The organism is Mycobacteroides sp. CBMA 271 (assembly GCF_009729205.1).
GTDB lineage: Bacteria > Actinomycetota > Actinomycetes > Mycobacteriales > Mycobacteriaceae > Mycobacterium.
This window is the reverse complement of record NZ_VTHB01000001.1, coordinates 763,830-776,309: the sequence shown is the minus strand read 5'-3', so window position 1 is coordinate 776,309 and position 12,480 is coordinate 763,830. Positions and strand designations below refer to the sequence as shown.

Sequence of the window (12,480 nt, the reverse complement as noted above, 5' to 3'; positions counted from 1 at the left end):
GTAGACCGAATCCGGACGTACTGTGGACACCGTGAGTGTGCGGATTGTCCCGGTGACGGCACTGATCGTGGCCGCCGTGGTGTTGGCGGGATGCTCGCCGAGGTCGTCATCGTCCGACGGCGATGACAGCGGCGGATCGCCCGATGCGCAGGTGGCCACGGTTCCCGAGGTGAACAACGGGCCTGGTAAGGGGTTCAAACTCGGCGACTGCGGCGGCATGACGGATGCGGAAGTAACTGCGGCAGTGGGTAATCCGGGACTCAAACGTGATGTGGACAGCCTGCTCGGCTGCCGCTGGTCCACGGGACCCGGTAACGGGGACACCTCCGTTTCGCTGTACTGGTACCGGGGGAGCGCGGCGCAGAAAGAGGCGTCGGTCGCAAAGAATCTCGGGCACACGGTCGAATCGGTGACTACCAAGTCCTATCCGGGCTACAGGGTCAGCAATGTCGGACTGTGCGAGTTGTCCGCCGGATCGGGCCCGGACTTCCTGCATTGGTCCCTGCAATCCGGGTCTGCCAAGAACGAACCGTGCAAGGCCGTTGAGACCCTCATGGACTCGCTGCTCGACAAGGTGGGCAAGCAATGAAGAGAATTGTCGTCGGGCTGGCCGCGGTCGCCGTACTGCTGGTTGGGCCGACCGGCTGCGCACGGGCCGTGGACGGCACCGCTGTCACCCCGGGCGAGAGTCTGAACGCCAGTGAGCGGGGCGAGAACAGCAAGCTGGATCCGTACGGATTCGCCAACGGGCAGTGCGGACCGCTCGACGAAAAGACCATCGTCGAGACCGTCAAGGCGGCCCAGATCTACCAGAATTTCTTTGGGGCACTGTGCTATTGGGTCGCCGCCGACGATGCCGGAAATCTCATCGACCTGTTGTACGCCTATTACGAAGGCGGTGATGTCGACCGCGACCGCACCGCCGCCGCCGGGATGGGCCAGAAAACCGACGACATTACGATCAACGGCCGCAAGGGATTCACCAGCACCGGACCCGGTGGCGCGGGCTGTGGTGTCACTGTTCCGGCCGGGACCGGGTCGTTGACGTGGTGGGTTCAGTACCGCAAGGGCGGCGATAGCTGTGCGGCGGCTCGGCAGCTGGTCGAACACATCGTGCAAACGGTGCTGTGAGACGGGTCTAGGAGACCTTCTCGACAGTGTTGTTACTGCCGGTGTTGGTGACCTTCGGCTCGCCGGTCTTGTAGGTGAGCTTGTTGCCGTAACCGGTGACCGTCACATCCGTCTTCAGCTCGTCGAATGTGATCGTGTTCGAGAAGCCCGAGACGGTGACCTTGTCGCATGGACCGGTGACAGTCAGCGTGTTGTTGGCACCGGTGATGTTTAGGCGCTTGCCTTCCTCGCAGGCAGCTGTCGTGGTCTGGCCGAAGTACCCGATAACCGTCTCGTCGCCGAAATTGACCTTGGCGGAGGTCGGAGTGCTAGACGTCGATGAGCTCGAGCTCGTCGGGGGCGTCCACGTGCCGGGTGTCGGGTTACTCGAACCCGGTTTGATAACGCCGCAGCCGGCCAGCCAAAGGGTGGTGGCGGCGATGGCGAGGACTGCCGCGGGGGCAACACGGTTGCGGGACATGGTGCTCATTATCCCGGGATGTGTCGACGGGGTGGGGTCAGCCAGGAATGCGGTCGATGAAATTCATCATGCCCAGCTCGCGCCCGCGATCGATGACCGCCGGGTCGCCGGACTTGTAGAGCACCTTCTGGTTGAAGCCGTACACGGTGATGTCGTTGACGACGTTGTCGGCGATGATCGTGTTCGACGAGCCCTGCACCGAGATGGCGTAGCAGCTGCCGACGGTGGTGATGACATTCTGCGATCCGTTCACGAACACCGTGGCATCGCCGCAATCGATAGTGGTGGTGAGGCCGTACTGGGTGATGTGGGTGTCACCGTTCCTCGTCAGCCGAATGTTGTCGGCCAGCGTCGAACGAACAGCGGGCGAGCTCGTCAAGGCCACGATGCCCGCGGTCACCATGACGGCCACCAACAGCTTCTGCGCAGCGGAAACTAGAACGTGTGTCATTTCAGCGCCATACCCGGGTCCCGATCACCAGATGAGGATAGGCCACGCGTTGTCGCGACAGGCCTGATAGGCCGACAAAGACAAAGGTGGCGACGGGGGAGATAGGGTCATGGCAGGCCGTCTGCTCAGGCGGCCGCACCAGATTGCAACGAACTAGAACGACTCACTCCAGAAGGCGGCCACACGTGACGACCGAGCCCGCAGCCGCGCACCGTAGAAACCCTGCGCGGGCGACGCGGCTCAACCGCGAAGCCGTCGTCAATGCGGCATTGTCCTTCTTGGACCGGGCGGGCTGGGACGCGTTAACCATCAACGCGTTGGCGGTCGAACTGGGAACCAAGGGACCGTCGCTCTATAACCACGTGGACAGCCTCGATGACTTGCGTAAAGAGGTGCGCGACCGGGTGCTGGCAGAGATTGTCGGCATGCTGCACACCGTGAGCTCGGGTCGTACCGGCGAGGATGCGATTCTGGCCATGGCCGGCGCCTACCGCAGCTACGCGCGGCATCACCCCGGTAGATATGCCGCGCTCACCCGCATGCCGTTCCTAGATGACGCGAACGGACCGGTGATCGACGTTCGCGAGCTGGCCAAGCCGGCGATTGACGTCATCGGTGTTTACGGGCTTAACGAGGACACCGCATTCCACGCCGGCGTTGAGTTGTGGGCCGCAATGCACGGCTTCGTGATGTTGGAGATGACGGGCTTCATGGGGGGTATCGAGATTGACCCCGATATGGCCTTCACGGAGATGGTGCACCGGTTCGCGTCGGGTCTCGCCGAGCGTCGATGAGCGCCTGAGCGAAGAGCAGAGGGTCTCGATGAGCGCCTGAGCGAAGAGCAGAGGGTCTCGATGAGCGCCTGAGCGAAGAGCAGAGGGTCTCGATGAGCGCCTGACCCACGAGCGGCGCTGCTCAGTCGGGTATGTTGCCCGCGCATTGACGAGTCGCCCGATGACCTGCGCTTTGTCGCTGGTAGGCGAGTTTGTCTCACTGTGATCAGCCCTGGTATGGTAGGGCGCTGTGCCTGGCCAATGGCCACCGCTGGAAGCCCAATGGGGGTCAAATAAGGCGCCAGGTCAATTCGCATGCCCAGAGGGTGAAGGAGTTTTCTTCGCAGCCGCGGCGCGTGCGACACGCCCGGCCTCGGGATACCGATTCGGGCGAAAACCGCAGGAAACAGGGCCTTTAGACGGGCTCGTAGTGCTAGAGCCCAGTAGTAGCTAGAGACAGAAAGCCGGTACATGCCAACCATCAACCAGCTGGTCCGAAAGGGTCGCCGGGACAAGATCGCCAAGATGAAGACTGCGGCCCTTAAGGGCAGCCCGCAGCGCCGTGGCGTCTGCACCCGCGTCTACACCACCACCCCGAAGAAGCCGAACTCGGCGCTGCGGAAGGTGGCCCGTGTGCGGCTGACCAGCGCGGTGGAGGTCACCGCGTACATCCCGGGTGAGGGTCACAACCTGCAGGAGCACTCGATGGTGCTCGTGCGCGGTGGTCGTGTGAAGGACCTCCCCGGTGTGCGCTACAAGATCATTCGCGGGTCCCTGGACACCCAGGGCGTCAAGAGTCGCAAGCAGGCCCGGAGCAAGTACGGCGCCAAGAAGGAGAAGAGCTAATGCCACGTAAGGGTCCCGCGCCGTCGCGCCCCCTGGTCAATGACCCGGTCTACAGCTCTCAGCTGGTGACCCAGCTCGTCAACAAGGTGCTGCTTGATGGCAAGAAGTCCATCGCCGAGCGCATCGTGTACGGCGCCCTGGAGCAGGCCCGTGACAAGACCGGCACCGATCCGGTTGTCACCCTGAAGCGCGCCATGGACAACGTCAAGCCCGCCCTTGAGGTGCGTAGCCGCCGCGTTGGTGGCGCCACCTACCAGGTGCCGGTTGAGGTTCGCCCCGATCGCTCCACCACGCTGGCACTGCGCTGGTTGGTGAGCTTCTCGCGGGCACGTCGCGAAAAGACGATGATCGAGCGTCTGGCGAACGAGATCCTGGACGCCAGCAATGGTCTGGGCGCTGCGGTGAAGCGTCGCGAGGATGTCCACAAGATGGCCGAGGCCAACCGGGCGTTCGCGCACTACCGCTGGTGATCTGACGGGCCTCGCCTAATGGGCCGGGCCCGCCCAGTTCGTCCAGTGGCACCCTTCCTAAATTCGAAGCGAAAGAGCGGAAACTTCTGTGGCACAGGAAGTGCTGACCGACCTGAACAAGGTCCGCAACTTCGGCATCATGGCCCACATCGATGCCGGCAAGACCACCACGACCGAACGCATCCTCTTCTACACCGGTATCACCTACAAGATCGGTGAAGTCCACGATGGCGCCGCCACCATGGACTGGATGGAGCAGGAGCAGGAGCGCGGCATCACCATTACGTCGGCCGCGACGACCGCGTACTGGAAAGACAACCAGCTCAACATCATCGACACGCCGGGACACGTCGACTTCACGGTCGAGGTGGAGCGCAACCTGCGCGTGCTCGACGGTGCCGTAGCCGTTTTTGACGGTAAAGAGGGTGTGGAGCCGCAATCCGAGCAGGTGTGGCGTCAGGCCGACCGCTACGACGTGCCGCGTATCTGCTTCGTCAACAAGATGGACAAGCTCGGCGCCGACTTCTACTTCACGGTGAAGACCATCGAGGATCGCCTCGGTGCCCGCGCGCTGCCTATCCAGCTGCCGATCGGTGCCGAGAACGATTTCGAAGGCATCATCGACCTGGTTGAGATGAACGCCAAGGTGTGGCGCGGCGAGACCAAGCTCGGTGAGAGCTACGAGACCGTCGAGATCCCTGCGGATCTGGCCGAGAAGGCAGCCGAGTACCGTGCCGCCCTGCTCGAAGCCGTCGCGGAAACCGATGAGGCGCTGCTGGAGAAGTATTTTGGCGGCGAAGAGCTGACGATCGCCGAGATCAAGGGTGCGATCCGCAAGCTGGTGCTCACCTCCGAGGCCTACCCAGTGCTGTGTGGCAGTGCGTTCAAGAACAAGGGTGTGCAGCCCATGCTGGACGCCGTCATCGACTACCTGCCCTCGCCGCTGGACGTTGAGTCGGTCACCGGCCACGTCCCCGGCAACGAGGAAGAGCTGATCCAGCGCAAGCCGTCTACCGACGAGCCGTTCAGTGCGCTGGCGTTCAAGGTGGCCACCCACCCGTTCTTCGGCAAGCTGATCTACATCCGCGTGTACTCGGGCAAGGTCGACTCGGGCACCCAGGTGGTCAACTCCACCAAGGGCAAGAAGGAGCGGCTGGGCAAGCTGTTCCAGATGCACTCCAACAAAGAAAACCCAGTGGACTCGGCCTCGGCGGGTCATATCTATGCCGCGATCGGTCTCAAGGACACCACCACCGGTGACACCCTGTGCGACCCGAGCAACCAGATCGTGCTGGAATCCATGACCTTCCCGGATCCGGTGATCCAGGTGGCCATCGAGCCCAAGACCAAGAGTGACCAGGAAAAGCTGGGCACCGCGATCCAGAAGCTCGCCGAAGAGGACCCCACCTTCAAGGTCAAGCAGGATGACGAGACCGGCCAGACCATCATCGGTGGCATGGGCGAGCTGCACCTGGACATCCTGGTGGACCGCATGCGCCGCGAATTCAAGGTCGAGGCGAATGTTGGCAAGCCGCAGGTGGCCTACCGCGAAACCATCCGCCGGAAGGTCGACAAGGTCGAGTTCACCCACAAGAAGCAGACGGGTGGTTCGGGACAGTTCGCGAAGGTGATCATCGCCATCGAGCCACTGGTGGACGCCGAGGACGGCGCCACCTACGAGTTCGACAACAAGGTCACCGGTGGCCGCATCCCGCGCGAGTACATCCCATCGGTGGATGCCGGTGCGCAGGACGCCATGCAGTACGGCATCCTGGCCGGCTATCCGCTGGTGAACGTCAAGGTGACACTGATCGACGGTGCTTACCACGACGTCGACTCGTCGGAAATGGCCTTCAAGATCGCGGGTTCCCAGGCATTCAAAAAGGCTGCCGGGCAAGCACAGCCGGTCATCCTGGAGCCCATCATGGCTGTCGAGGTCACCACACCCGAGGACTACATGGGTGACGTGATCGGCGACCTCAACTCCCGCCGTGGCCAGATCCAGGCTATGGAGGAGCGCAGCGGTGCTCGTGTCGTCAAGGCACAGGTTCCGCTGTCGGAGATGTTCGGCTACGTCGGCGACCTTCGGTCGAAGACTCAGGGTCGGGCTAACTACTCCATGGTGTTTGACTCGTACGCCGAAGTTCCGGCGAACGTGTCGAAGGAGATCATCGCAAAGGCAACGGGCGAATAAGTCCGCCGGAGCACCGCGCTTAGGCGCAAAGCCAAAGTGAAAACCCTTGCGGCTGGGAAAGTCTCAGACGCAACAGAAAGTCCAGGAGGACACAACAGTGGCGAAGGCGAAGTTCGAGCGGACGAAGCCGCACGTCAACATCGGGACCATCGGTCACGTTGACCACGGCAAGACCACTCTCACCGCAGCGATCACCAAGGTGCTGCACGATAAGTACCCCACTCTGAACGAGGCGTCAGCCTTCGACCAGATCGACAACGCTCCCGAAGAGAAGGCTCGTGGTATCACGATCAACATCTCGCACGTGGAGTACCAGACCGAGAAGCGTCACTACGCGCACGTCGACGCCCCCGGTCACGCCGACTACATCAAGAACATGATCACCGGTGCCGCCCAGATGGACGGCGCGATCTTGGTGGTTGCCGCAACTGACGGCCCGATGCCGCAGACCCGTGAGCACGTGCTGCTCGCCCGCCAGGTGGGTGTTCCTTACATCCTCGTCGCGCTGAACAAGTCCGACATGGTGGACGACGAAGAGCTCCTCGAGCTCGTCGAGCTGGAGGTTCGGGAGCTGCTGAGCAGCCAGGAGTTCGACGGCGACAACGCTCCCGTGGTTCGTGTCTCGGCGCTCAAGGCGCTCGAGGGCGACGCCGAGTGGGCCAAGACCGTTGCCGACCTGATGGACGCGGTTGACGAGTCGATCCCGGACCCGGTCCGCGAGACCGACAAGCCGTTCCTGATGCCCGTCGAGGACGTGTTCACCATCACCGGTCGTGGCACCGTGGTGACCGGTCGCGTCGAGCGTGGCGTGATCAACGTGAACGAGGATGTCGAGATCGTCGGCATCAAGGACACCGTCACCAAGACCACGGTCACCGGTGTCGAGATGTTCCGCAAGCTGCTCGATCAGGGCCAGGCAGGCGACAACGTCGGTCTGCTGGTTCGTGGTGTGAAGCGTGAGGATGTCGAGCGTGGCCAGGTTGTGGTCAAGCCCGGCACCACCACCCCGCACACCGAGTTCGACGGCAGCGTCTACATCCTGTCCAAGGACGAGGGCGGCCGTCACACGCCGTTCTTCAACAACTACCGCCCGCAGTTCTACTTCCGCACCACGGACGTAACCGGTGTGGTGACACTGCCCGAGGGCACCGAGATGGTTATGCCCGGTGACAACACCGACATCTCCGTCAAGCTGATCCAGCCGGTGGCCATGGACGAGGGCCTGCGTTTCGCAATCCGTGAAGGTGGCCGCACCGTCGGCGCCGGCCGGGTTACCAAGATCCACAAGTGATCTAAGTTCTGCTGAGAGCGGCGCTCACCCTTCGGGGTGGGCGCCGTTTTCGTATTTCCTTGACCGAGTGGGAATTCGGCGAGGGGTTCATTCCGATTTACCTCGTGAGATTCCCACTCGACTGCGGGGTCAGCGGGCGAACGCGTGCCCGGAGGTGTTCTTGTCGTGCATCGTGTACGTCGAGGTCACCTTCCCGCGCTTCTCGATCCGCTCGGACAGAAGATTCTGCACCACACTGGGATTGGGTAGTAGGGCGTCCATCTGTCGACGTACGAGACCGGAACCGGGGAGGCGATCGAGGATCGCGGTGGCGTTCGCGTTGAGCATCGCCGCCGCGGTGAACAGCCGGCCCGACAGCCGATGATTGACCCCTTCAAAGGTGGTGTCGCGGAAGAATTCATCCATGGCCGCCGGTCCCATGAGCATCGAGCCGGGGCCGGCCAGCACCTCCGCGAAGGCACGCCGCACGGGACCCGTTTGCGCGCCGGCCATTCCGGTGGCCAGCGCTTCGATCAGCTCGACGCGCCACCGGGCGGCATCTCCGGAGCGTGCCAGCAGATAGTCAAGATTGCGCATGGCGTCGATGCCGGTCCTGGGCAGCAGATCCTCGGTGACGCCGAACATCAAAGCCCACCGCAGCAGGTAATGCCACACGTCATCGATTTCCCTTAGCGTGCAAGATCTTCCGAGTCGATAGTCGACAAGGAGCGCTCCGAGCATCGCCTCGATGAATCCGCACATGGACGAATTTGAAATGGGCGCACCGTATTGAGCGAAGTTGTCCTCGCCCCAGGCGCTGCGCAATCCGCGTCGAGCCAGTGAGTGCACCAAGCGAACCCGCATGGTCAGCTTGATCTGGTCGGAGCCGGGCACCAATCCGTCCCGGTCGAAGATCATCGAGAAGAAGCGGTTCGTTTCGGCCAGCCGTTGGGCGCTCTGGTGGCGGAACCGGCCGGTGGCTCCGGTCGCTGCTGAGACATCCGAGTTCATGACGGTATCGAAGACCGCGAAGGTCGTCATGACCGCCGTCGTCGCCGTCGTCACCTGCCGTGCCCGCAGCCGACCACGTTCCGCCTTAGCGGGATCCCACCACCCCGGTATGCGATAGGCGTCCGCAAACAGTGCGCGCAGCGCCTCGGGTGGGTTGTCCATGCTGTCGACGCCATACTCGACGGCCTGTTCGAACAGTGCCCGCGCTTCCGTGGACCCGAGCTCGTGAAAGAGGTTCACGACGGCGTCCATCGGTTCGTCGCCCTGCCACATGTGATCGTCGAAGAGGCGCGTTGCCGGCGTCGGGGTCACCTCGTCCTCGACATCGAACCAGGGGTCAAACAGGTAGTGCCGGCAGTGGCGCCAGATCCACCCGAATTCATTCTTGCCGTCGGGAATTGGACGCAAATCCATGCCCGGGCGGTAGTAATAGTCAAATGGGTGCGGATCGCCTGACTGCGGTTCGTCGACCACGGTGAGCTCGGGCATCCGGGTGCCTCCTGATGTGTTGACGTCGACATCATTGACAACGTGCATTGTCAATATTAGGTGGCCTGTCCGCCCCTCACAAGGGGGAGATTCCGAACGATCTGGCAGACGCTTGCCCGGCTGTGTTGTTGTCGTGCGTGGTGTAGGTCGAGGTCACCCTGTTGAGCTTCTACAGGGGGCCGAACGTGCCGTAGACGATCCCGCGCGCCAGGTATCCACAACGGCTTCGGGCTAGGCTGCCGCCTTCTCGGTGTGCTTGGCCGACGATGATTCCTTGGAAGCCGAGGACTCCTTCGTCGAGCTGGAATGCGCCTCGGATCCCGAGGCATGCTTGCTTTCGCTGGGGGAGGACTTGTTCTCACGAGCCGTCGACGCCGATGTACCGGACTTCTCCGACGTGGAACCCGTGATGGTCGATGAAGGCGTTGGCTTGTCGGACTGCTTGATACCGGTGGCAGCGCTTGAGATCGATGTTTTTTCCGTCGGCGAAGCCGCGTCAGCCTTGTCCGCACTTCGTACGGAGCCGGTCGCGGAAGCGGTCTCGGACTTTGATATCGGCGCACCGCCACCATCAGTCTGAGTGCCCGGAGTCGCCGTGGCGGGCTTCGGTGATGTCAGCGTCTTAGTCTTTGGGGAAGTTGTTGAGACCCGGACGGGTGCCGCGGCAGTCGCCTTGTCGGTCTTGTCAGTCCCACCATCGGCCGGCTTGGCCGCGGTCGAATGTTCCGTAGGCTCTGTGCTGGAAAGCTTTCCGTTGGTGGTGTCGCCTGTTGTTGTTGTCGCCGCGGAGTCCTGCTGGTCTACAGCCTTGGAATCGGCGGGTGGCCTGTCACCGCTTGTCGCCGTGTTTTCGTTGACGGTTGCTGTCGGTGCCAATGGCTTCGAGCCGGGCACCGCGGGGACGTCGTTCTTGAGACTTGGTGCGGTCTCGGTCTTCTCGCCGGCGGCTAGCGTCCCTGTCTCACCCGAGGCGGTGGGCGATTGCTTATCAAGCGTCGAAGTCTCCGGTGAAACGACCGGTTTGGGCAATGTCGGCGTGTACTTCCCGGTTTTGAGGATTTCCAGGCTCTGTGCGACTGCCGCGGGTAGCTTGTTCAGCGCCTCGGTGACCTTGCCGAGAGGCGTGAAGAGCTGAAGTTGTTGCGCCTTGCTGGGATCGGCTGTGCGGTCGTAGCCCATCTCGACAAATACCCTGAGTACGGGTTCGATGAAGTCGACAAAGCGCTGTGCGCCAATGAAAGAGAGAGGAATGTGAAGTGGCGCTAGCAGCGGCAGGGTCTTCGGGAACGTGACGTACGTGGTGTTGCCAACCGTGGTTTCCGCACGATTCGGATCATTGAGATCTTCAGCGAAGTAGCCCGGCCACCCGTGCTGGATTACCATGCCCGCCAGTGCATTCGCAATAGCCAGCGGATTGGCATACTTCGGGAAGTCGGCGAACCCGTCATACTGATTCGCGTAATCGGTTGTCTTGAAAGGGCTATCGGTAGGTCCGGGGCGTCCGAACGGGATGCCGAGAATCGCGGACAATGGTGAGAGGAAAGCAAACCTGGTCAGCAGGCCCCCATCTGGGCGATAGAGATTTCCGAGCATCTTGAACTCGGGGTTGGGGACGTTCTGCTCGCCGTTGGCGAGCCTTCGAGCCAACTCTGCCCTGACGCGTTCGGCAACCATGGCGCCCTGCGAGATGCTGACTATGGTGAGCTTTTCGCCGACGGGAACATCTTGCATGGCCTTCAGCATGTTTTCTGTGCCGGTCTTCTCGGAGATAGATGCCGAGAATATTGTCGCTGGGTAGGCGACCACCTTGAACGTGTCGCCGTCCGGAATGACGGAATGGGCGGGCGGTTTGTAGCCGAGGTTCGGGAGGACACCGACCACCTGCAGCAGAGTGATGGCTGCTTCGGCGAGTCCTTCGGAAGTGGGCGAGTAGCCAAAATTGTAGGGAAGGGTGCGGCCTTGGCCGTCGCCTGTGCCACCGAGGCCTAGAGTGATTCCGGTCAGATCGACACCGGCGCTAATTCTTCTGAGCTGTTGAGTTATTGCGGTTGCTCCGCCGTGTAGAAGCCCTCCGAAAACCAGCGTGGCCGCTACGAGTATTGCCGTGATTCTGAGCGCCAATTGCTGATAGATCTGACCCGACATTGCCGACCCCGTCTGTAAGTCTCCCCGAAACTTCTGGCTGGTGGCGCCAGCAGATCGGCTAGAGGTTACTCCCGAGTCGAACAACGGCGACCAGTGCTATCGCGGTAAGGGTTCATCCATTGTCAGTGGCGGGTCATTTGGAAGGTGGATCCTCCACCAGCCCTCAGAAGTCGGACAGCGTAAGCGACGCTCAGTGGCGCCTCGCCAGTTTTCGATGATCGGCGGCGCGAGGAGAGCATGATGTACGCCATGAACGTGGCCGCACGGTTCCTGAAGATCCTCTCGTTCTCGCTCTTGTGCGGGATCGTCGGGCCGATTTTCATCGTGATGTATTACGTCATCGATGACCCGATGGTGAGCTGGATGCTGTACACGGGTATCGGCGTGACCATCGCGATAGTGGTCATTGCGTTCATCGTGACGGTGGCGCTCACCAGGACTGACGATGCGCGTAAGCTGTTGGAGGTCAACGGCATCCTTGCGCTCGCCGATGTTGTTGAGGCCTCGGAGACCGGAATGTCGGTCAATGATCAGCCGGTGATCAAGCTGACGGTGGATGTCCATGGAGAGGGGATCAACCCCTTCCGTGGCGAAACGCGCGCCCGCATTTCCGTGCTCCAAGTGTCGACGATTGCCGCCCGGAAGCTGGTCGTGCTGGTGGTGCCCGGAACCGAGAAGTTCGACATCGATTGGCAGCGCAGCGCCTTGCTCAACGGCCAAGTGCCGGCCAAGTTCACCAGTTCGGCCTCCGGCCGCGAGTACGACCTCACCGGGCAGGCCGGACCGTTGTTCGAGATCATGAAGATTCTCAAAGACAACGGTATCGGCGCCGGCAGCGTGGTTGATGTCCGGTCGAATCCCGTTGTCCGTCAGCAGATCGAAGCGATTCTTCGTAGGACGGAGCAGGTCGGCGCGACGGCAGACTCCAAGACCTCAGTCGCGGACCGTCTCGCCGAGCTGGACCGCCTGAAGTTGGCATCGTTGGTGTCCGATACCGAGTACAACGCCAAACGTGCCGAGATCCTCGGCGACCTCTAGGACGACTATGCGGCGTCCTCGATGAGATCGGTGACGGCGCCCGGCTTAGAGGCCAGGGATGCGTGGATTCGCGACGGCTGGATCGAGGTGTATCCGCGCCGATGGAGTTCGACGGTGACGTGCGCCCAATGGGCGTACCGCCCCAAAAGCTATGTACCAGACCGATTGCAGGTTTGTTGGCCATCTTGGCAAGCTAGACGTG

At 62.1% G+C, this 12,480-nt stretch carries 13 protein-coding genes; 8 read left to right on the top strand and 5 right to left on the bottom strand.

Going from position 1 to position 12,480, the window contains the following annotated elements:
- Positions 1-22 precede the first annotated feature (22 nt).
- Both FZI91_RS03910 and FZI91_RS03905 read left to right on the top strand, forming a co-directional pair.
- Positions 23-589 carry a DUF3558 domain-containing protein gene (locus FZI91_RS03910; RefSeq protein ID WP_162526244.1) on the top strand — a complete coding sequence of 189 codons (567 nt, stop codon included), beginning with the start codon at positions 23-25 and terminating at the stop codon, positions 587-589.
- Complete coding sequence (locus FZI91_RS03905; protein ID WP_155937309.1) at positions 586-1,131, top strand: DUF3558 domain-containing protein; 546 nt, start codon at positions 586-588, stop codon at positions 1,129-1,131. Before FZI91_RS03910 ends, FZI91_RS03905 begins: the two co-directional genes overlap by 4 nt.
- A 7-nt stretch (positions 1,132-1,138) precedes the next feature.
- On the opposite strand, the gene FZI91_RS03900 is transcribed toward FZI91_RS03905, so the two are convergent.
- A complete protein-coding gene (locus tag FZI91_RS03900) occupies positions 1,139-1,591 on the bottom strand; it encodes a DUF3060 domain-containing protein (protein ID WP_155937307.1) in 453 nt (150 codons plus the stop codon).
- Positions 1,592-1,628: 37 nt separating this feature from the next.
- Positions 1,629-2,009, bottom strand: a complete 381-nt coding sequence (locus tag FZI91_RS03895; RefSeq protein ID WP_155937809.1) for a DUF3060 domain-containing protein — start codon at positions 2,007-2,009, stop codon at positions 1,629-1,631.
- 218 nt (positions 2,010-2,227) lie between these two features.
- On the opposite strand from FZI91_RS03895, the gene FZI91_RS03890 reads away from it, so the two are divergent.
- The 5 genes from FZI91_RS03890 to tuf all read left to right on the top strand — a co-directional run bounded on the left by FZI91_RS03890 (position 2,228) and on the right by tuf (position 7,616).
- Positions 2,228-2,836 (top strand): TetR/AcrR family transcriptional regulator, encoded by a 609-nt coding sequence (locus FZI91_RS03890; protein ID WP_162526243.1) that lies wholly within the window; start codon positions 2,228-2,230, stop codon positions 2,834-2,836.
- Positions 2,837-3,286: 450 nt separating this feature from the next.
- A complete protein-coding gene (gene rpsL / locus FZI91_RS03885) occupies positions 3,287-3,661 on the top strand; it encodes a 30S ribosomal protein S12 (protein WP_155937304.1) in 375 nt (124 codons plus the stop codon).
- Positions 3,661-4,131 (top strand): 30S ribosomal protein S7, encoded by a 471-nt coding sequence (rpsG, locus tag FZI91_RS03880; RefSeq protein WP_155937302.1) that lies wholly within the window; start codon positions 3,661-3,663, stop codon positions 4,129-4,131. Before rpsL ends, rpsG begins: the two co-directional genes overlap by 1 nt.
- An 88-nt stretch (positions 4,132-4,219) precedes the next feature.
- Entirely contained in the window at positions 4,220-6,325 is a 2,106-nt protein-coding gene (gene fusA, locus FZI91_RS03875) for an elongation factor G (protein WP_162526242.1), read from the top strand.
- Between the two features lie 97 nt (positions 6,326-6,422).
- Entirely contained in the window at positions 6,423-7,616 is a 1,194-nt protein-coding gene (tuf, locus tag FZI91_RS03870; RefSeq protein ID WP_162526241.1) for an elongation factor Tu, read from the top strand.
- A gap of 129 nt (positions 7,617-7,745) precedes the next feature.
- On the opposite strand, the gene FZI91_RS03865 is transcribed toward tuf, so the two are convergent.
- Complete coding sequence (locus FZI91_RS03865) at positions 7,746-9,095, bottom strand: oxygenase MpaB family protein (RefSeq protein WP_155937300.1); 1,350 nt, start codon at positions 9,093-9,095, stop codon at positions 7,746-7,748.
- 231 nt (positions 9,096-9,326) lie between these two features.
- Positions 9,327-11,240 (bottom strand): PE-PPE domain-containing protein, encoded by a 1,914-nt coding sequence (locus FZI91_RS03860; protein ID WP_155937298.1) that lies wholly within the window; start codon positions 11,238-11,240, stop codon positions 9,327-9,329.
- 249 nt (positions 11,241-11,489) lie between these two features.
- Between FZI91_RS03860 and FZI91_RS03855 the strand changes: the two genes are divergently transcribed.
- The gene (locus tag FZI91_RS03855; protein ID WP_155937296.1) at positions 11,490-12,278 is read left to right on the top strand and encodes a hypothetical protein; all 789 of its coding nucleotides are present in this window, start codon (positions 11,490-11,492) and stop codon (positions 12,276-12,278) included.
- A gap of 5 nt (positions 12,279-12,283) precedes the next feature.
- Here the strand turns inward: FZI91_RS03855 and FZI91_RS23800 are convergent, their stop codons facing one another.
- Positions 12,284-12,424 (bottom strand): hypothetical protein, encoded by a 141-nt coding sequence (locus tag FZI91_RS23800; protein ID WP_203448837.1) that lies wholly within the window; start codon positions 12,422-12,424, stop codon positions 12,284-12,286.
- Positions 12,425-12,480 lie beyond the last annotated feature (56 nt).